Raw genomic sequence first — 20,691 nt, 5'->3', positions numbered from 1 at the left:
ACCCCTTGGCCAGCTGTCGGGCATTCAGACAGATGTTCATCGTGCAGCTGGCCATAGTGGCGGAGTTTCAATATATGTAAACTTTCATGAGCTAAAATATAAAAAATGAAAATCAATGATTCTAAATTTAAAATTGATCTGATAAAGCCAGTTAAGGCAGCTGATCATGAAACTATTACTCAATTTGAAGAAGAAATAGGTAACACTATACCAATTCAGTATCGAGAATTTCTGTTGCAACAAAACGGTGGCAAACCGAAATTGTATGTTGTTAAGTTTGGAAAGCGTCCCTATGACGATGCAGCTATTGATATGTTCTTAGGGGTCAAATGCAAGTTATCAAATAGTATTAAATTTTTCTTGGAGATCTACCAGGAAAGAATTCCTGAATGGACACTTCCTATTGCATCAGAAGAAGGTGATAATTTATTCTTGATTTCAACACGACAAAGTGATAATGGGGCAATTTTCTTTTGGGATCATGAGAAAGAACAAACGAAAAAAAGCTACAAGAAAATCGCTAAAGACCTGTATAATTTTCTGCAAATGCTACATCCACCAAAACTAATTGAATATCAACTTGCAAATGTTGTATATGATAATGGAGTTAGTGAAACCTTTCTTATTGACGCTAATTTTTGGTCAGTATCCAGAAATAAAGTTGTTGCTGTTAGTGAACTAGAAATTAATCCCGCATAGGCGGGTACAATCTCAGGCAGTAAATTCGAAGAACAACCTGTTAACCGATGCCTACCTGAAAACCGTCATTCCCGCGTAGGCGGGAATCCAGGGCGAAGCCTTGAACAAGTAATCGCGTAGGCTGGAATCTTTGTGCCCCGATTCTGAATCTTCATGTGGGCGGCAGGATCATCCGCACCACGGCCGAGCATCCGTTTTATGTCGAGTACCAGGGGTGGGTGCCCGCGAAGTTCCTGCAGCCCGGCGACCTGCTCCAGTCGGAGGATCAACAGTATCTGTCTGTCGAAGGCGTGACGTGGCGAAGTCGAAACGGTTTACAACTTCCGCATCAGCGACTTCCACACCTACTTCGTCGGCGACCCCACCTGGGGCTTCAGCGTCTGGGCTCATAATGCGAATTCTGCAGCGTATAGCGTACGACGAAGAAGAGGAATGCATTCCACAGAATTCACAACATCAAAAGGCAAGACCATTGTTTATGGTAAAGCGCAGATAACAAACGGCCCACATAGTAAAGCGCATGCAACATTAGTAAACCGCCAAGTTCGTAAGATGGTAGAAAGTGGTGACTAATTATATATCATCATGAATCGTTCATGGCGGACTGCATTGAATGTCACCAGAACGGGTGCAATCAACAAACGCCCTGACATTATCGGCGTCCGCAGAGATGGGAAAGTAGATGCATTTGAAGTATTATCAATTACTGATGATCCCCTAGAAACTAAAATTAAATTAAGAAACGGAATGGACTCTTTGCCTGAAGAGCATCAAGGAAAACCAAAAATTATTCGCGATTTGGTCATCAAGCGTAAAAGGAGATGACTTGTGGTGGAGGCTGATACAAGTTATAACTGCATTGCATTTTATGGCAACGATGAAACAGACTACTTGATAAATGCCAGATTACTGCAATGCATTCTGAATTGGATGGAGTCATTGAATTGTTGTCCGGATGTAATGAGCATTCATGGCGAAGGCTATACCCCAAAGTTGCTGTCATTCAAAAGGCAGAGATCTAAGCTTATCAAAATGAGTTTTAATAATATCACTGGATTTAATGTTATATCGACTGGTGATTCATACCTTAATCACTTTCACGGATATTTGATTAATGTTGTGGCGTCATTCGATAGCGATGAAAGATATTTTGTTATAAGTATAAATGATCAGTGTATGTCAATTGACCACCTCAATAATCTTCAGCTGATCCAATCAATTGCTGATTCGACAGGTTCAAAATACGGAATTAGTTATCAAAGAAGCTTTGATAAAGGTCCTGAATGGTATGCTCTTGGGATAGGGACGGGTGATGAGAATTCCCCAGAGGAATCGCTCGAGGTAGAGCGTCATGGACGATGGGGTTTAAGAATGGACGACGAAGAAATCTACAAAGGGAGTATAAGGGATCTTTATCCATATAATTATGTAAATGATTTTCAACTAAAGTTAATGATTGGCGAAATGCGGCTAAAAGATTTTATCACTGCGGATGCCAATCATGGCAGTCTGATTACCTTCAATAGCACTTTGAGCTTATGGCGGGTGACGGAAGAGCAGATTGCACGCATCAGACCCTTGGCAGTTGAATCTGGTATCATTTATTCGTAAGTCTTGGGCCAACATGAGAGAGCAGCCAGTCGCCTTTGAAGCCAGTTTGAGACGATTATGCAGTGTCGCAACAATCGTTACGACATTGATCAACATCTTAGATCTTTGACAACTTGACAACGAATCGCACAGTGTTAGGTTGCTGGGCGGTCGCAGCTTGCCCACCTGTGGGCTGGACGCAAACTGATTGGTATAGGGGCGGGGAGGGTGCATTGCTGCACTCCCCCTCCATCAGAGCCGGACTGGCAGAATCATCCGCACCACGGCCAGGCATCCGTTTTATGTGAAAGATCAGGGCTGTGTGCCCGCGAAGTTCCTGCAGCCCGGAGACCTGCTACAGTCGGAGGATCAACAGTATCTGCCTGTCGAAGGCGTGGCCAATAGTGGCGAAGTCGAAACGGTTTACAACTTCCGCATCAGCGACTACCACACCTACTTCGTCGGCGACCCCACCTGGGGCTTCAGTGTCTGGGCCCATAATTACAACATCGTGTCTGCTAAACCAAAATCAGATTGAAAATCGGTGTTTACAGATTTGGTGAGTTATGTTAAGCTGGTCAGAATGTTCAACCTAGGCAAGTCGACCAACCTTTGGAGATCAAGGATGATCCGACCGAACACTACTAAATGGAATCAAACCACCGATGATTTGCGTCGCCTGGCTCTGGAATCCGAGCATCCTCGTACTCGGGAGCGGTTTATGGCTTTGTACCAAATTGCTCTTGGTCACACTAACGCAACTGCTTATGCCGCAGAAATTGGACGTTGCGACGATGTGTTGTTGAACTGGGTTCATAAATATAACAACCATGGACCTGACGCCTTGATTTATCGGCGTACTGGCGGCCGTGTCCCCCTTTTGTCCAGTCGCAGATAGAGCAGATCGTTGATGCCGTTCTGAAAAGCGATCCGGTAGATCACCAATTGCCAGGCCACGGATGGACGATCAGGAAGTTGTGCAACTGGATCGGTTGTCAATTCCAGCGGTATGTATCTCGGAATACCGTGCGGCGGATCCTGCAATTAGCGGGATTGAGCTGGAAGAAATGCAAGAAACTGTTCGGCAAAGGGGACCCTGAAAAGCGGGCCGAATACCTGAAACAGTTCGCGGATATGTACCAGCAAATGTGTCGCGGCGATATCGTGATCATTTATATTGATGAATCCCATTTTCATCGTGATATGGACTTGGGCTATACTTGGTGGCGCAAGGGAGAATCGGCTTGGCGAGTGAGTGATTGCCCTCCGCTGTCCGATCGCATCAACTGGTATGGTGCTTACAATTTCAGTGCTGGTGCATGTTTGATCTGGAACGAAGGCAAATGCAACAAGGAAAACACGGCTGAATTTTTGCACCGAGTGAACGATTGGGTAGAAAGACAAGGTCGACGTGTTGTGGTAATTTGGGATGGAGCACCTTGGCACAAGGCGAAGTTCGTTCGAACCAAAGCCAGCGAGTTGGACATCGAAATAGTAGTTTTGCCCAGTTATAGTCCCGATTTCAATCCCATTGAAGGGTTATGGAAATGGATGCGTGAAGAGGTCACGCAACATTGTTGTTTTGCAACCTTGCGTGACTTGTTCGACGCTTGCAAAGGATTCATCGATACATTGAATGAAACTCCGGATGAAATAATTAAAAGACTGTGGCCAAGATTTGAAGTCGATCCTCAAGCGGAAAAACTCCGATTTTCAATCTGATTTTGGTTTAATTATCTTTTGGTATCTGCTCTCATCACCCAAGCCTGCCTTTTCTCATTTTTCTACTGCGGTGGGGCTGTTTTTCTGGTACCCTGTACCCATTCGGTGGGGAGCCTGGAAAAATGATCTTACAAAACGTTCATACGTGGGTGGTGCTGTGCGGGTGGCTGCTCGTGTCGTCCGTGCATGCCGAATCACCCGTTGATTTCCAAAAGCAGATTGTGCCTCTCCTGATTGATCGCTGTCTCGAATGCCACCGTGGGAGCGATCCCGCAGGTGGTTTGAATCTAATTTCACGCAAATCTGCCCTGCAAGGTGGGGATTCCGGCAAAGTGATTCAACCCGGAAACAGCGACAAAAGCATTCTCTGGAAACTCGTTGCGTCCGACAAAATGCCCCCGAAGCACCCACTGAAGGATGATGAGAAAAAACTCATTCAATTATGGATCGACCAGAACCTACCGTGGGACGAAGACCCGATTCGCCTGTTTGAGCATACCACTTCATTGCGTTCGGGCACCGACTGGTGGGCTTTTCAACCCATTGTGCGGCCAAATATTCCAGAATCACAATATGGCGATTCGTCAAATTCCATTCTCAGCCCGATTGACAGCTTCATTGCTGCAAAATTTCATGAGAAAAAATTAACTTTTTCACCGAAAGCCAGCCGACCGGTGCTGATCAAACGACTTTACCACGACCTGCTGGGTCTGGCACCGACGCACGAAGAGGTGCAACAGTTTGTGAATGATCCCGCACCCGATGCGTGGGAACAGTTGGTGCAGCGAACGCTGGCTTCCCCACAATACGGGGAACGGTGGGCCCGGCACTGGCTGGATGTGGTGCGATTTGGGGAATCGGACGGGTTTGAACGCAACGCACCGCGTGAGAATGCCTGGCATTACCGCAACTGGGTAATTGACGCACTGAATGCGAATATGCCTTACCAGCAATTTGCAGCGTGGCAGTTGGCTGGGGATCAACTGGCACCACAATCGGTGGGGGCGAAAATTGCCACGGGTTACCTGGTGAATGGTATTCACAATACTGTTCTGCCATCGTTACCTGTGGCACGCGAAACCGCCTTTCAGGACGAACTGGAAGAACTGGTTGGCAACGTGGGGCAATTGTTTCTGGGTTTAACCATTAATTGTGCCCGCTGCCACGATCATAAATATGATCCGATCACCCAGGAAGACTACTATCGCTTTGCCGCCAACTTCACCGGTGTGCGACATGGGGAAAGCCTCATCAAAGTGCCGATGAATGAAGAACAGTTGCAGGCACTTACCAGCAAAGAAGTTACGTTGAAACGCTCCCGCGATCAATTGTGGGAACTGGCGAAAAGTCGCCTGCCAAAAGAAGAAGCGGCCAATGTCGGCCCCGCACCACTGGCTGCGTGGGATTTCCAGCAGTCTGGCAAGGATTTGCTGGGGAATCTTGATGTTGAACTACATGGTAAGGCAAAATTCACCCCCACCGGATTGGTGGTGGATGGCAAAAGTGGCTACGCACAGTCTTCCGCGTTGAAAAGCGACTTGCAGGAAAAAACCTTGGAAGCCTGGGTGCAGTTGCCCACGTTGAATCAGGCCGGCGGAGGGGTGATTTCCATTGAAAACGGTGCCGTGTTCGATGCGATTGTCTTTGCCGAAAAAGACAAGAACCAATGGCTGGCGGGGAGTAATTTTTTCCGTCGCACTGCCTCTTTCAATGCACCACAGGAAACGGAAGCCACCCAGCACCCGGTGCATCTGGCCATTACATACGGCAGCGATGGCACCATTACCGCTTATCGAAACGGCAAACCGTATGGTACGGGCTATCGTGCCCAGGAACTGGTGACGTTTCCAGCAGGAAAGTCGCACGTGCTGTTCGGGTTGCGACACCACCCCGCAGGTGGGAACCACGTGCTGAACGGCACAATTATTAAAGCACGGTTATATAACAAGTCACTGACCAAAGACGAGATTGAACAGTCTTTCCGTGCCAGTTCATTTCTCAATTCGGAAAAGGTGCTGGAAGCATTAAAAGAAAATGAGAAAAAACAACTGCTGCAGTGGGACGCACAATTGGCCCACCTGAGGGCAGAAATTGCTCGACTGGCGGGAAGTCAATTACTGAAAGTCTACACGTTGAATACGCAGCAACCACCTGTCACGCAAGTACTTGCGCGAGGTCAGGCGGCAAACCCGGTGCGTGCCATCGGTGCCGGTTCTCTGTCCAAAGTTTCAGCGAAACAGCATTACGAATTACCCCACAATGCACCGGAAGGGGAACGACGCAAAAAAATTGCACAGTGGCTGACTTCCAGCGACAACCCTCTGTTTGCCCGCGTGATGGTCAATCGGATCTGGTACTACCACTTTGGCACCGCACTGGTGCAGACACCCAGCGACTTTGGCTTTAACGGTGGGAAACCAATTCACGCCGATCTGCTCAATTGGTTGACAGCGGAATTCATTGATTCTGGTTTCGATATCAAAAAACTGCACACGCTGATTCTCACTTCTGCCACCTATCAGCAAGCCTCGCACCATCGGCCTGATGCAGCGAATATTGATCGGGATAACCAATACTATTGGCGAAAATCGCCCAGCCGCATTGAAGGCGAAGTGCTTCGCGATCGGATGTTGCAGCACGCTGGTGTGCTGAATACCGAAATGGGTGGGAAGGGCTTTTCGGACTATCAACTGCTAAATAAAAACGGCACCGCCTACTTTTTGCCGGAAGATCGTGGGGGTTTTGCCCAGCACCGCCGAAGTATTTATCGCTTTTTGCCCCGCAGTGCCAATGGGGGTCTGTTGGACAGTTTTGATTGCCCCGATCCGGCTTCTGCCACCCCCACCCGCAGCCAGACAACCACCCCACTGCAGGCACTGTCGCTGTGGAATGGTGATTTTGCCCTGCGGATGGTGGGACTGCTGACCCAGCGGGCAGAACAGGCAGAACCAAAATCGGTCGACGCCCAGGTGACCTACCTGTTTCAACAGGTCTACCAGCGATCACCCACGTCGGAGGAATTGGCTCTCATTCGACCGATTGTGCAGAAAGAAGGCCTGCCACCGCTGGTGCGTGCCCTGTTCAACAGTAACGAATTTCTACACGTGGAGTAACGCATGCAACCAGAAACCATGATGCACCGCCGGAACCTGCTGCAATCCTTCTCCGGCCTGGCGGGCATTGCCCTGCTGGACCTGCTGAACGCGGGCAAGGTTGTTGCCAATCCTAAAGCCAAGGCAAAGCGGGCCATCCAGATTTCGCTTGTGGGCGGGCTCAGTCACCTGGATTCGTTCGATTACAAGCCAGAATTGACGAAAATGCATGGCAAAACCCTGAAAATGGACCACGCACCGGACATTTTCTTTGGGCAAATCGGGCGACTTCGCCAGAGCGATTTTGCTTTTCAGCAGCACGGCAACAGTGGGTTGTGGCTGTCCAATCTGTTTCCCAATATTGCGAAGCATGCCGATAAGCTGACGGTGATTCGGTCGATGTTCTCTGAAACAGCCAACCACACCCCCGGGTTGTTTCTGCTGAACAGTGGCTTTGGCTTTAACGGTTACCCATCGTTGGGAAGCTGGCTTTCCTACGGCATGGGTGCGATTACCGATGAACTTCCCACGTACGTGGTGCTGCCCGATGGCCGTGGCGATCCCACCGGAGGTGCGTCTAACTGGACAAGCGGTTTTTTGCCATCCGTGCACCAGGGAGTGGCCTTTCAATCGGGCAATCAACCGGTGCAGGATCTGCACCCACGTCAGGCGGTGCCCGCGTCGCAAGAGCTTGCAGCGAAAGAACTTCTGGGCAAACTCAACCAGCAGTACGGTGCCAGCCACCCCATGGAAGACCCACTGCTCAGCCGGATTGCCAGCTATCAGTTAGCGGCAAAAATGCAGCTAGCCATTCCCAAAGTGGCCGATCTCAGCCAGGAAGATGAAAAAACGAAGCAAGCCTACGGCATTCACAACAAAGCCACCCAGGATTGTGGAATTCGCTGCCTGCTGGCACGTCGATTGCTCGAAAAAGGCACTCGCTACATCCAGATCTATTCCGGTGGACCGATTGGTGGCAGCCCACGCACCAGTTGGGACGCCCACGAAAATGTGAAAACGAACCACCAGGCGGAAGCGGAACGGATTGACCAGCCAATTGCGGCCTTACTGCATGATCTGCACAACCGCGGATTGCTGGAAGACACGCTGGTGCTGTTTACCACGGAATTTGGCCGCACCCCGTTTGCCCAATCCGCAGCCAACGTAGTGGGCACCGGTCGCGACCACAATCGCTATGGGTTTTCATGCTGGATGGCAGGCGCAGGACTGAAACCGGGGATCGCGTACGGCACCACCGACAATGTGGGGTGGAAAGCAGCCGAGAATCCGGTCAGTTGGCACGATTTCCACGCCACCGTGCTGCACCTGCTGGGCCTCGACCACGAAAAACTGACGTTCTACCACAACGGCATCCAACGCCGCCTGACCAACGTCCACGGGGAGCTGGTAAAGGGAATTCTGGGGTAAGTACGAAGCATCTCAACTGGGCTGAGTTGACGGGAGTAGTCGTTTTTATTTGAATCTGGACTCTTTGGTTCTTTCTGGCCGAGATTTCTATACCCCAATTATTGCTTCAGGCACGAAGTGCAGTCTAGTTGTAGCCCATTCCGTAAGGGCTGGGGATTCTCTTTTGGCCCTGAAGGGGCCATTCTGTCAGCCCAGGGTGAGCGAAGCGAGCCCTGGGAAAAGAAATTACCATACCCGCGGCCCTGTAGGGGCCGTTCAAAATGAGTCTGTGTTCTGATTAAATCTGTTAGGTTCATCACTTCGAATTTGAACGGCCCCTACAGGGCCGAAGATTTTTTGTACCAGTAACCCAGGGCTCGCTTTGCTCACCCTGGGCTGACAGAATGGCCCCTTCAGGGCCAAAGAGAATTTATTTTCTAGCCAGCTCACTTTGCTCGCCTTTACGGAAGTGGGATGGGGTCTTTCGGGCCGATGGGTTGTCCTTCCCACGTGACCTGGCCGGTTTTTTTGTCATAAGTCAATACGCGGTGTGCACTTCCTGCAGTGGCAGGCAGATCAACCTTTGGTAACCACTTCGCCAGTGCGTCGCGGCGTTCTTTCGTTGCGGGTAGAATGGTGGCGTTTGGTGCCAGCAGGTTCGTCCATTCATTCGGATCGGCCTTCATGTCGTACATTTCTTCCGTGCCATCGGCATAACGGATGTAGCGAAACTGGTCATCCCGCACCGCATGGTTCCCCTGATTGTGGGTGGTAATCGCAGGCCACGGGCGTTTTTTGCTGGCATCCTGCAATTGTGGCACTAGACTGTGGCCATCCAGGTCGGCTCTGGCAGGTAACTTGCCCAGCTCCAGTAACGTGGGGAAAATATCCAGCAGTTCCGCGGGTTGCGTGCAGACCGCCTTCGCCGCACAGCCAGGTCCGGCAAAAATTAACGGCACGTGGGTGGAGCGTTCCCACAGCGTATTCTTGCCGGAGATTAATTTTTCACCCAGATGATAACCGTGGTCGCTCCAAAGCACCACAATCGTGTCGTTGGTGCGTCCTGTTTTCTCCAGTGCGTCCAGAACCCGGCCCACCATCGCATCCACAAACGCCACGCTGGCCAGATAGCCACGCACCAGTGGGGTGATTTCCTTAAAATCCTCTAATGTTTTCAGCCGTGGTTCGGGCAATTTCCAGTGCAGGTACCACGAAAACCGGGGTGTATCGTCTCGATCGTCCCGCTTGATGGGTGGTAATTGCACTTTGTCGATCGGAAACTTTGCGAACCACTCCGGTGGAGCAAAACAGGGCACGTGGGGCAGGCGAAAGCCCGCTGCGATGAAAAATGGCTGATCTTTGGGTGCCTCGTTCAGTGCCTGCACCGCCGCACTGGCAATTTTGTAATCGGCAGCGTCCTCTGCATGTTCGGGAAAAGGCCCCCAGTCCATTAACGGGTGGGGCTTGCCAGGTAGTTTGGCAATCCGATTCGCAGGTTTGCCCATGCCAGGTGCCGGGCCCCACGTCGCAAATTCGGCGGCACGCTCTGCCGGTTTGATTGAGCCATCGTGGTAAATCTTGCCACATGTATAGGTGTGGTAACCCGCTTTCAGGAAGGTTTGCGGCAGTGTTTGCAGGTTTTTGGTAGCAGGCACCTGCCGAATTCCTGGCTGCAGGCCATGAATGCCAGTAGAACTGGGGCGCAGACCCGTCAGCAGGCTCGAACGAGAAGGATTGCACAACGGTGCCTGACAGTGGGCATTGGTAAACAGCGTCCCACGTGCGGCCAGTTTGTCGATATTGGGCGAATACGCCTGCGAATGGCCTTTCAGGCAGCCCAGCCAGTCGTTCAGATCGTCAATCGCAATGAACAGCACGTTCGGTCGTTCCGCAGCCCACGTGGTGCCCTGGAATAGCCCCACGCACAGCAGGGAGAGGAGGATTCTCATATTTCATTCATTTTTAGGAGCCAATCGCGGTTCATTGTATCCCACCGTGGGGTTGAAAGGAAAATGAAAAGTGGGAGTACCATCTGCTGATCAACAACTGCATTCTGTTCAGAAGGCGAATCAGGCAATGACGCAGTGCGAAACTGAATCTGCACTTGTGGCCGCTTCACAACAGCTTTTCTTTGCAAATTCCGTAGCTTATTAATGTTTCTTTGCATTTAGTGCGTGGGATGTCGCGATGAATGATACCGCTCCAACTCGTCTCCAGCGGGTGGGGGATTCTCTGGAAATTGCCTGGTCCGATGGTGCCCACACCCGCGTTGCCTGGCAGAAGCTGCGAAAGATGTGCCCATGTGCCATGTGCAACGATGAACGCCAGAAACCGGTCGACCCTTTTCGGCTACTTTCGGACAAAGAACTGGCTGCCGGTGCCCCCGCACCGGTGAAAATGCTGCCCAAAGGCAACTACGCCTATCAGATTATCTGGAACGATGGGCACGATACCGGAATTTATACCATTGAATATTTACGGCAGTTGTCCACACCTGTCGAGTTGAAGGAGTAAGATGTCGAACGAACCAGCACGTAATCCTGCGATTCAGGATGTGAAACATATTATTGCGGTCGCCAGTGGCAAAGGTGGGGTGGGGAAATCGACCGTCTCGTTGAACCTGGCCATCGCACTGCAGCAACAAGGCCTGAAAGTGGGCCTGATGGATGCGGACATTTACGGCCCCAGTGTACCCATGATGACAGGCACCGGTGCGGTCGATCCCGCAATTGCCAACTTCCCACTGGAAAAGCATGGCTTGAAGCTGATGTCGCTGGGTTTTCTGCCCGATGCTGGCCGTGGGGTGCTGCTCCGCGGCCCGATGGTGGGCAAATGGGTGACCTCATTTTTGACCCAGATCCCATGGGGTGAACTGGATTATCTGGTGATTGACATGCCCCCCGGTACCGGCGATGCCCAGTTGAGCCTGTGCCAGACCGTACCAGTCACTGGTGCGGTGATTGTCACCACGCCACAGGATGTCAGCCTGATTGATGCGGTAAAGGCACTCAACATGTTCCGCCAACTGCACACTCCCGTACTGGGGGTGGTGGAAAACATGAGCTTTTTCGTCGGCGATGATGGCAAACGCTACGAACTGTTCAAGCACGGTGGGGGTGCAAAACTGGCCAAAGACAACGACACCCGCTTTTTAGCTGAAATTCCGATCCAGCCTCAAGTCGCAGAATGTGGCGATGCCGGCGTGCCAATGCTGCTGACCCACCCTGATGCTGCGGTTTCACAGGCTTACCTGGCACTGGCACGTGCATTGATCGAAGAAGTCAGCGGTACCACGCCCCAACCACTGCCAGAAGTGGAGTTGTAACCCACCGGGCACCATTCATGAACTCAAGTGATTTCGCCTCAATAATTGAAAATGGCATCATGGCACTGATTGGCAGCTATGTACTCTATTTCAGTTACAAAAAAATTGACCCGACGACAGAAACTGGTGCCAGACAAGCAGCAATGCTAGATAAATTTCGCCCTCTTTTCAAGTTCGGCGGAATTGCGATGATCATCTTCAGCATCTTGAAATTCCTGGCATATGCCGCCAAGAAGTAAACTTTCTCTTTCGCACCTAAACCAAAATCAGTTTGAAATTCGGTGTTTCTGGTATTTTTCGATCCAACCGTGGCTTTTGCCGTCGGCTCACAAACCCAACCGAGGTTGGGTTTCAGACGGTTGTGTCTACCAGAAGAATCTGAACGTGTCTACAACCGTCATTCCCGCGAAGGCGGGAAACCAGTACTAAACAATTGAGTTGGCAACTCAACATCATGTGTTGTGAGCCGACGGGCAGTGCTTCGGTGGAAATTTGCGGTCAAATCCTTGCCTGATGTCGGTCACGAAAGCACGATTTCACCCAAAAAGATGGCAGTGGCAAACTAATAAATGAGAAATTTTTGTTATTTCTATCGCAAAAAGAGAGAATTTATTCATAAGTATGATTTTCTGTAAGTTATTTCAAATCAATAACTTACGCAGATTTAAACGATTCAGCCAAGACAGGCCACCTGGAAAATTTTCAGGAAAACTTCATTTTTAACTTCCATTAATCCCGCGATTCGGCTAGGATGGGCAATAAGTGATGATGTTTTTTTCATTATTCAAAATGAAAACATGATCTTTCTCTAATCTTTCTTCTCTTTTGTGAGGAATCGTATGCCAGCCTCTCTCAATCGTCGGGGATTTACCCTGATTGAACTGTTGGTGGTGATTGCCATCATTGCCATTTTGATTGGATTATTGCTGCCTGCCGTACAAAAAGTACGCGAAGCAGCCAACCGGGCCAAGTGCACCAACAACCTGAAACAACTGGGTGTGGCGTGCCACAGTTATGCCGATGTGAACAGTGGACTGCCTTCCGCAATGATCGCACCGGGTGGTGGCGGTCTGAATCGCACCACGAATGCCGCGGGTTACGGTCCCAACTGGCTGGTGCTGATGCTGCCTTACTTCGAACAGGATAACCTGTATCGTCAGCAAGCGGCCAGTATCACTGCCTGGATGAGCAATTCGAACACAAACCATAACTGGCGCGCCATCCGTGGCACGGTGATCAAAACCCTGCAATGTCCGTCGGATTCACGCAATTCTGCTGCTTACAACGGCCCAGGTGGCAACTGGGCACGGGGCAACTATGCGGCCAATCTGGGGCCAGCGGGGCGAAATGCCAACGATGGTGGTGGCAACAATGCCGCATATGGCTTAAATGGTCGAGGGCCGTTCTGGTTTACTACCCGCCTACCCCACAATTGCATGAAAGTGGAAGGGATGCAGGATGGCTCCAGCAACACCATTATGGTTGGAGAAGTATTGGCAGGCTTTAATGCCAACGATTCGCGTGGAACCTGGGCTGCGGGTCATATCGGTGCCAGCAGCGTTGGCCGTTATGCCTCTGGCGACGCACAGTTGCCTAATTCCAGAAATACCGGTTCCGACGATGTCGCGGGCTGCCCCAACCCCAGCCCCTGGCAGCAAAACCTTGGGTGCTGGACTGGCTGCCCGGATAACAACCAGGCAACAATGCGTAGCCAGCACACCGGCGGGGTGAATGCAGCCATGGGTGATGGCTCCGTGCGATTCATTCGCGACAGCATCGCCCAACGAACGTTCTACCTGTTAGGAAGTGCTTCCGACGGCCAGCCAGTAACCAACGATAATTAGTGGACGGCACGCACTAAGAAAGCGGTGTTTTGGTTGAATCTGGCAGTAAAAAGTGAAATTTTTAACAGAAATCGCTTTATAACAAAAGAATTTCCTCATAATATTATTTTGGAGAAAATTGACGCAAGTTATTATTTTTAAAGGAATTGCGACAATTTCTGCAGCTTGGCGTTTTTGAATTTATCATCTGGATTTCAAGAAAACTTCATTTTTCTCTTCCACCAAACGAATTAATCGAGTAACATTCTTGTAACTTGATGATGGTTTTCTCATCGTTCGCATGGGGCCATGATCATTTTCTAATTTTTTCACTTAATGGTGGGGGTTTGATGTATTCCTCTCTCAAACGACGGGGTTTCACCCTGATCGAACTGTTGGTCGTGATTGCTATTATTGCTATTTTGATTGGCCTGCTGCTTCCCGCAGTACAAAAAGTACGCGAAGCCGCCAATCGGGCCAAGTGTACCAACAATCTGAAACAACTGGGCGTGGCTTGCCACAGTTATGCCGATCTTGGCAATGGTTTGCCTTCTGCAATGATTGCGATTGGTGGTAACGGTGTTAACAACGCCAATCAGATTGACACTTATGGCCCCAACTGGATTGTGCTGATGCTGCCCCACTTCGAACAGGATAACCTGTATCGACAACAGGAAGCCAGTATTACTGCCTGGATGAGCAACGTTAACACGAATCATGGCTGGCGTAATATTCGTGGCACGGTGATCAAAACCCTGCAGTGCCCATCGGATTCGCGAACCACTGTACTTTACAACGGTGGTGGTGGCGGTTGGGCACGCGGAAGTTATGCTGCCAACCTCGGACCAACAGGCCGGAACGCAAACGACGGCGGATCGACCAATGCAGGTTTTGGCTGGAGTGGTCGTGGACCATTCTGGTTTACCACGCGATTTCCCCACAATTGCATGAAAGTGGAAGGGATGCAGGACGGCTCCAGCAATACCATTATGGTGGGCGAGGTGCTGTCTGGCTTTAATGCCAACGATTCCCGCGGGACTTGGGCCGCTGGGCACATCGGTGCCAGTAGCGTTGGAACATACGCTGTTGGTGATGCAAGTCGAATTAACGATAAAGCTGGTGGTTCTGACGATATTTCTGGCTGCCCCAATCCTAGCCCAGCTCAGCAAAACTTGGGCTGTTGGACTGGTTGCCCAGATAACAATCAGGCAACTCTGCGAAGTCAGCACACTGGTGGCGTCAACGCCTGTATGGGTGACGGTTCTGTTCGTTTCATCCGCGATTCTGTGGCCCCTGCAACTCTCTACCAGTTGGGAAGTGCCAGCGACGGCCAACCAGTAACGAACGATAACTAAGTTCGGACCTCTGCATTAATTAAAATTAACTCATCTTTGCAGCCCACGTGGGACAGTGTTATCATTGTTCCCACGTGGTCTTCTCCACTAATTATACTTGAGCTTGGTAGTTAAATCCATTTCTAGCTGTATTCTGACAAATGTCAGGGTAATATATTTGACCGCCACGTCGCCAAGACGCCACGAAAGACGAAGATAACGTTTCTATGAAACAACCATATACAAATTCTGTTTTCATGTGACTTGGCGTTCATAAAGATAATCCAGTAATGGCTATTTGGGTTATGAACTCAGGGCATTCATTTTGCACGGTGATTTATGAGAAACGAGCCACCGATTCATGTAGATAAATTAGCGAATGCTGTAATTGATGCTGCATTTGAAGTACATCGGTTTCTTGGTCCTGGGTACTTGGAACGAACTTATGAAGAAGCTCTATCTATAGAATTTTCTCTACGAAAAATACTGTTTAGTCGCCAGCATGCAATTGCATTGTCATACAAGGGCCGTTCAATTGGTGAAGGGTTTTTGGATTTCCTTGTTGGTGGAGAATTAATTGTGGAGATAAAGACGGTAAATGCTTTGGCAGAGATCCACAAAGCACAAGTTATATCTTATCTAAAAGCAACAGGCCATACACTGGGACTGCTGTTGAATTTCAACGTACCTTTGATGAAAGAAGGTATTAAACGGATCGTTTATACCGAATCATCGATACCGGAGTAATTTAGGCTCAGGTGATAAGCCCCACTATTAAAGAGGTATTGACCGCCACGTCGCCAAGACGCCACGAAATCAGTAGTAACCTGGCAGGTATCTGGTTACAATAAACTTCCTAATCGCCATGACGCGAAATAGATTACAAGATTAAACTTCTATGAAATTACCATTAAATCTGTAATCTGTGTTCTTGGCGTCTTGACGTTGTGGCGGTCAACAATGATGATGCAGCAGGTATTTGCTTACAATAAATTGTCAAAACCACAGGACTCCAAATAGATTCTCAATAAAAGTTAATACACGAAACAAATATTAAATTTTTCTACTTTGTTCGTGGCGTCTTGGCGTCGTGGCGGTCAACAATGATGATGCAGCAGAATCCTGGCAGGTATTTGCTTAAAATAAATTGCCAAATCGCCATGACGCAAAGTAGATTTCAAGAAAAGCTAAACCATGAAACAACCATTGATGGCACGCACTTCGAAACGATTCTGGATATTTGTTCTGTTGCCACTGGTTCTGGTGGGGACAGGGCTTTCCCTGTTTCTTTATGATCAATTGACTCAACTTGCTGTTCCTGAAGCGGTTACGCTGAAGCCATTTGTGGCAACGCCGCCAGAAGTACCGATTATTTTTACCTCCCGAACGAATGCAAGTTCGCTGGAAGGTGCCACACCCGAAGGGGAGGGATTTACCTTTCCAGGGACCATTCCGTGGGCCGCACCGGAAGGTCGTTTGCGCCGACTCGATCCCAACGGCAAAGTGTACGAGCTGACCTGGGGACGACCGTTGCCAGATGGCACCAGCATCATTGATGTGATGAGTCCTTCGATCACGCTCGATGGTAAACAAATCCTTTTTGCGGGTCGAAAATCGGCCCCGGATCATGGCCACTGGCGGATTTTTCGCATGGATGTGGATGGGGATCAACTGGAACAGATCACTGGCCTGGCAGATGATCCTGGGTGCATCGCACTCCCACCGATGCGTTTTGCTACCGATGGCACCACGATTCCAGAAGCTACTCGGAAACAGATTGATTACGACGATATTGATCCGTGCGACCGTGGGAATGGCGAAATTATTTTCGCGTCCAGCCGCATCCCAGACCTGGGACGGGATCACGCACGACGGGCCACACAAATCTGGCACCGCTCGCCCCAGGGTGCGTTCAAACCGCTGTCTGCGAACCGCAATAATGATCGCTGGCCGATTTTAACCACCGGCGAGTGGATTATGTGGAGTAACTGGAGCAGAAATCGCGAAGCGGTGACTGCGGATGGCAAAGAAATCCGCCCACTGTCCGAAGGTGGGGCGTTTGCCACGCAGGGGACCGATCAATGGATGTCGGTGCGGCTGTTTCCCGATGGAATGCATTTCGGCTATATGGTCAAAATCCCACAACCAGTCTGGCGAAGCCGCCCATTATTTAACGGCAACATCTGCTTCATGTCCCACGATGCCGACAAACGTTATCGATTATTTCAGGCACCTGTGGGGTATCTGCGTTCCGCACCCAGCTCATTGGCCACTGAAACAGAAATGCCCGCTTTTGCAGAAAATCTGCTGCAGGAAGCCCCCACTGATTCCAGTCATGGTGCGTTACAGGCAATGGCCACACCCAGCCCCAGCCCAGGTGGGGTAATCCTGTTCGCAGGCCAAAAGGACAAAGATCCCACCGCATTTGGCATTTACCAACTGCCAGAACAGTGGGCTGGCGCATCGGCCAAACTTTTGTTTGACGATCCGAATATGGTCGATTCGGAGCCAGTGGCGATTTATCGCCGAAAAATCGACCTGCACGAACAAATTCCTGCAGTGACTACCTACACCCCACCCGAAGTGGTGCTGCAATCTGGCCGCACAGCCAAGGCACCGTTCGGCGAAATGGAAAGCCACTTTTTGAATATTCCGCTGGAGTACCCAATTCTGAACATGTCCACCGATGCGGGACAAGCCGATGTGGTTACCAACCCCAACACAGTTAAAAAGGTGGTGGTATATGGGGCTCATCGTGATCGGTTTGATTCGCCCGAAGTACCTCGTATCAAAGGACATTGGGAAAAACTGCTGGTGGTTGATTTAAATGAGAACCAGGAAATGAAAACCTTCGTTCCCGCAGATCCGTTGATGCCCACGGTGATTGCGGGTCTGGATGCCAATGACCGCATTGTCAACTGGACATCGCCTGCCACCGACAAGGCGGGGAAACGGGCAAAATTCTATGCCACTGCCGGCGATCACTATAGTGGCACACGGGCAAACGGATATGTATTCTGTAACGGCTGCCACACTGGCCACACTTTCCTGCAACTCGACATCGCAGAAAAATAACCGATCATCGCCCCACAAGGATTGGAAATGCAAGAATTGCTCTCGGGTTTGTTTGTGAATGATGCGCTCGATCAGGCTGATTATTGTGAGCAAATCCACAAAGCGCTCGAAACGGAAACGGTTGACGCTGCTACCCAGCAATACCTGATCGACAATATTTGGGGACTTGAAGAAGAATGTCTTGATGCCGCCCTGTGTGTGCTGAATGCGGGACCTCCCGTTGGTGACGCGTGGCATGCGTTGGTCGATCGTGCTGTTAAGATTCTGGCTGGCCGGAATCGAGAAGATCGCCGTTATGCAGCACTGTTCTTGCTGCATGTGGCTGGTGGACGTGTTGGCGCGGGTTATTCAGTTCATCCTCATCCCAAGTTGGAGACCGAAGCTGGCTGGGAAGCACTGATCAAGTGCCTGACAGACAAAGACAACGTTTTGCGACGTAAAATTCTTGAGGGGATCGGATACACGTTTGGCCACTCGCAGTTTCTGCGATTGGTACTTGATTTACTTCAGGCAGCAGGGCAGACCGATTTGCTAAATACCGCGTATGTCCGAGCTTTGGAAAACGGACAAAGTCTGTCGGGAGTCGCAGCAGTCCCCCCAAAAGAAGCCAATTTACCTTTTTGGCGAGTCTTGCAGATGATCCTGGAAGGTGAACATGATCACGCGGTTGCAGTGTTAGAGGAAAAGCGCTATTTCGAATCGATCATGATGTCCTTGAGCAACCCAGCTATCTGCAAATCGGATCAAGTACAGCAATTTTTTCCACGATTACTGGGATTAATATGCAAAGTCATTCAAACAGACCCCCAGGAAAAATACGCGAATGCGTTTTCAATAGCAGGCATACTTTGTTGCAAATTGGCTGCAGAGAACGTCGATTTGACACCATGGATCGATGTCCTGTGTACGTCAATGCAACTGACAAAAAATATGGGGCGTGTCAATCCACCCGCTGCGACGGCTGCTATTTGTCTGGCACATATTCAGACCCACAACAAACAAAATGGCCCATCGGTACTAAGCGAACTAATGGAAAGCAAGGGTGGGCACAGCGGGTTTGCGCCATTCGGCCTCGCCATTCAGGCATGGCTTTTAGGTGATGAGACACAATTGTGGGAACTCGTTCGCCATACAAACGCATCGGTTCGAGCACGCACCGTGGCGGCTTTTGCGCACATCATCAGCCAACTCTGGGTCAAATCCAGCACCACAGCGCTGATGAAGGCACTACTGGCGACACTTGCCGAGGATAAAACCGCACGGATTGCCAAAACTGCCCAGGCAGCTATCGCAAGACTGCCCAGGAAATAAGGGGCTATGAGAGGATTTTAATCAAAAGATATACGGGAAAAATGTGTATTTCCTCATCTTTCTTCAAGCGATCAAGAAAAGTTCTGCCACAATTAGATCACACGTAAAATATCAATTACGTAATTTAATTAACAGAAAGAATCTTAGCTGCAAGCTATTTGCGAAAAATGAAATCGGGAAAGTGGGATTCAGTGGGCATTCCGCTTATTTGAAGAGCATCATTTCCATGGTCAGGCCTGGGCCGAAGCCAATGGCCACCACCGGACCTGGGGAACGTTGTTTCCGCAGGTGGTTCAAAATGAACAGAATCGTGGCGGAGGACATGTTTCCATAGTCCCGCAGGATGTCTTTGGAGGCCCAGAAGCGATCCATCGTCAGGCTCATGGCAGAACCAACTGCTTCCAGAATCTTGGGACCACCGGGATGGACAGCCCAGGTACCCACATCTTTCACGTCCACCTCATATTTTGCCAGCCAGTTGGTCAGTGGTTCGCGGAGGTGGGCCTGAATCAGTTCGGGAATCTTTTTCGACAACACCATGTCAAAGCCATGATTGGCCACGTGCCAGCTCATCGCGCGGGCCGAATTGTCGAGCAGAATCGACCCGGTTGCATGCAGTTTCCAGCGATCTGACCCACTGCTGGGTGCGGCACGGCCCACCAGGGCTCCAGAACCATCGGAAAACAGGGCATTAGCAATAATCTTCTGTGGGTCCCAGCCATAATGGTAGTGGATGCTGCACAATTCCACCGAACAGAGCAGAATTCGGGCACTGGGGTCGCTTTCGGCATATGCCTGTGCCACCCGCAACGCATTAAATGAACCGTGACAACCCATAAAGCCAACGTTGGTACGCAGGACGTTACGGGGAAGATTCAGTTCCTGAATCAAATGGTAATCGTAACCTGGTGCAGAAAAACCAGTACAACTGACGGTAATCAGGTGGGTGATATCTTTTGCGTCGGTTTCTGAATTCGCCAGTGCTTTTTTGGTCGATTCCAGTGCAATTTTGCCCGCTTCTTCATGAAAAACCTGCATGCGGAATTTCGTCAGCGGGCCAGCATCATCCGGGGTTCCATTCGGGAGAAACGGCGAGCCGGAATGCTGCGTTTCATTCAGAATATCGTCCACGACTTCCCGCCCGATGCAGATATAGCGGGATTCAATTCCGGTTCCATTGTACATCGCGGGTAGCCAGGTCAGATTCTCCGGCGTTCGCGCACAGAGAATCTCTGCTGCGCGAAGGGCTTCTTTCTGGTTCAGTTTCACATCAGGTACTGCCGTACCCATACCTAAAATATCAAATGGCATTG

The 20,691-nt window shown here is 50.1% G+C and carries 19 protein-coding genes; 15 read left to right on the top strand and 4 right to left on the bottom strand.

Annotated elements, in window-relative coordinates:
• The first annotated feature begins 105 nt into the window (after positions 1-105).
• Complete coding sequence (locus R3B84_22970; GenBank protein ID MEZ6143441.1) at positions 106-699, top strand: SMI1/KNR4 family protein; 594 nt, start codon at positions 106-108, stop codon at positions 697-699.
• A gap of 168 nt (positions 700-867) precedes the next feature.
• Here R3B84_22970 and R3B84_22965 read toward each other — a convergent pair whose 3' ends face one another.
• Positions 868-1,089: a hypothetical protein gene (locus tag R3B84_22965; protein MEZ6143440.1), complete on the bottom strand. Its 222-nt coding sequence runs from the start codon at positions 1,087-1,089 to the stop codon at positions 868-870.
• Positions 1,090-1,284: 195 nt separating this feature from the next.
• Between R3B84_22965 and R3B84_22960 the strand changes: the two genes are divergently transcribed.
• The 3 genes from R3B84_22960 to R3B84_22950 all read left to right on the top strand — a co-directional run bounded on the left by R3B84_22960 (position 1,285) and on the right by R3B84_22950 (position 2,827).
• Entirely contained in the window at positions 1,285-1,524 is a 240-nt protein-coding gene (locus R3B84_22960; protein ID MEZ6143439.1) for a hypothetical protein, read from the top strand.
• Between the two features lie 6 nt (positions 1,525-1,530).
• On the top strand, positions 1,531-2,310 hold the full coding sequence (locus R3B84_22955; GenBank protein ID MEZ6143438.1) for a hypothetical protein: 780 nt from the start codon (positions 1,531-1,533) through the stop codon (positions 2,308-2,310).
• Between the two features lie 211 nt (positions 2,311-2,521).
• Positions 2,522-2,827, top strand: a complete 306-nt coding sequence (locus R3B84_22950; GenBank protein ID MEZ6143437.1) for a polymorphic toxin-type HINT domain-containing protein — start codon at positions 2,522-2,524, stop codon at positions 2,825-2,827.
• Between the two features lie 311 nt (positions 2,828-3,138).
• Here R3B84_22950 and R3B84_22945 read toward each other — a convergent pair whose 3' ends face one another.
• On the bottom strand, positions 3,139-3,288 hold the full coding sequence (locus R3B84_22945) for a hypothetical protein (protein MEZ6143436.1): 150 nt from the start codon (positions 3,286-3,288) through the stop codon (positions 3,139-3,141).
• On the opposite strand from R3B84_22945, the gene R3B84_22940 reads away from it, so the two are divergent.
• The 3 genes from R3B84_22940 (at position 3,235) to R3B84_22930 (ending at position 8,531) form a co-directional block, all read left to right on the top strand.
• Entirely contained in the window at positions 3,235-4,011 is a 777-nt protein-coding gene (locus R3B84_22940; GenBank protein MEZ6143435.1) for an IS630 family transposase, read from the top strand. The two genes, R3B84_22945 and R3B84_22940, sit on opposite strands and share 54 nt — an antisense overlap.
• A 122-nt stretch (positions 4,012-4,133) precedes the next feature.
• Complete coding sequence (locus tag R3B84_22935; protein ID MEZ6143434.1) at positions 4,134-7,124, top strand: DUF1553 domain-containing protein; 2,991 nt, start codon at positions 4,134-4,136, stop codon at positions 7,122-7,124.
• A 3-nt stretch (positions 7,125-7,127) separates the two neighbouring features.
• Positions 7,128-8,531 (top strand): DUF1501 domain-containing protein, encoded by a 1,404-nt coding sequence (locus R3B84_22930; protein ID MEZ6143433.1) that lies wholly within the window; start codon positions 7,128-7,130, stop codon positions 8,529-8,531.
• 440 nt (positions 8,532-8,971) lie between these two features.
• On the opposite strand, the gene R3B84_22925 is transcribed toward R3B84_22930, so the two are convergent.
• Positions 8,972-10,459 carry a sulfatase gene (locus tag R3B84_22925; GenBank protein ID MEZ6143432.1) on the bottom strand — a complete coding sequence of 496 codons (1,488 nt, stop codon included), beginning with the start codon at positions 10,457-10,459 and terminating at the stop codon, positions 8,972-8,974.
• A 238-nt stretch (positions 10,460-10,697) separates the two neighbouring features.
• On the opposite strand from R3B84_22925, the gene R3B84_22920 reads away from it, so the two are divergent.
• The 8 genes from R3B84_22920 (at position 10,698) to R3B84_22885 (ending at position 19,378) form a co-directional block, all read left to right on the top strand.
• Positions 10,698-11,024, top strand: a complete 327-nt coding sequence (locus tag R3B84_22920; protein MEZ6143431.1) for a DUF971 domain-containing protein — start codon at positions 10,698-10,700, stop codon at positions 11,022-11,024.
• A gap of 1 nt (position 11,025) precedes the next feature.
• Positions 11,026-11,835: an Mrp/NBP35 family ATP-binding protein gene (locus R3B84_22915; protein ID MEZ6143430.1), complete on the top strand. Its 810-nt coding sequence runs from the start codon at positions 11,026-11,028 to the stop codon at positions 11,833-11,835.
• Positions 11,836-11,852: 17 nt separating this feature from the next.
• Positions 11,853-12,074, top strand: a complete 222-nt coding sequence (locus R3B84_22910) for a hypothetical protein (GenBank protein MEZ6143429.1) — start codon at positions 11,853-11,855, stop codon at positions 12,072-12,074.
• A 600-nt stretch (positions 12,075-12,674) separates the two neighbouring features.
• Positions 12,675-13,679: a DUF1559 domain-containing protein gene (locus R3B84_22905; GenBank protein ID MEZ6143428.1), complete on the top strand. Its 1,005-nt coding sequence runs from the start codon at positions 12,675-12,677 to the stop codon at positions 13,677-13,679.
• Positions 13,680-14,008: 329 nt separating this feature from the next.
• Complete coding sequence (locus R3B84_22900) at positions 14,009-15,013, top strand: DUF1559 domain-containing protein (GenBank protein ID MEZ6143427.1); 1,005 nt, start codon at positions 14,009-14,011, stop codon at positions 15,011-15,013.
• A 318-nt stretch (positions 15,014-15,331) separates the two neighbouring features.
• Complete coding sequence (locus R3B84_22895; protein ID MEZ6143426.1) at positions 15,332-15,739, top strand: GxxExxY protein; 408 nt, start codon at positions 15,332-15,334, stop codon at positions 15,737-15,739.
• A 447-nt stretch (positions 15,740-16,186) separates the two neighbouring features.
• Positions 16,187-18,067 (top strand): hypothetical protein, encoded by a 1,881-nt coding sequence (locus R3B84_22890; GenBank protein ID MEZ6143425.1) that lies wholly within the window; start codon positions 16,187-16,189, stop codon positions 18,065-18,067.
• 27 nt (positions 18,068-18,094) lie between these two features.
• Positions 18,095-19,378: a hypothetical protein gene (locus R3B84_22885; protein MEZ6143424.1), complete on the top strand. Its 1,284-nt coding sequence runs from the start codon at positions 18,095-18,097 to the stop codon at positions 19,376-19,378.
• A gap of 204 nt (positions 19,379-19,582) precedes the next feature.
• Here the strand turns inward: R3B84_22885 and R3B84_22880 are convergent, their stop codons facing one another.
• On the bottom strand, positions 19,583-20,689 hold the full coding sequence (locus R3B84_22880; protein ID MEZ6143423.1) for a type III polyketide synthase: 1,107 nt from the start codon (positions 20,687-20,689) through the stop codon (positions 19,583-19,585).
• Positions 20,690-20,691 lie beyond the last annotated feature (2 nt).

Origin of the sequence: Zavarzinella sp., from assembly GCA_041399155.1 — a bacterium.
In the GTDB taxonomy this organism is placed as follows: Bacteria; Planctomycetota; Planctomycetia; order Gemmatales; family Gemmataceae; genus JAWKTI01.
This window is presented reverse-complemented; position numbering and strand designations above follow the sequence as displayed.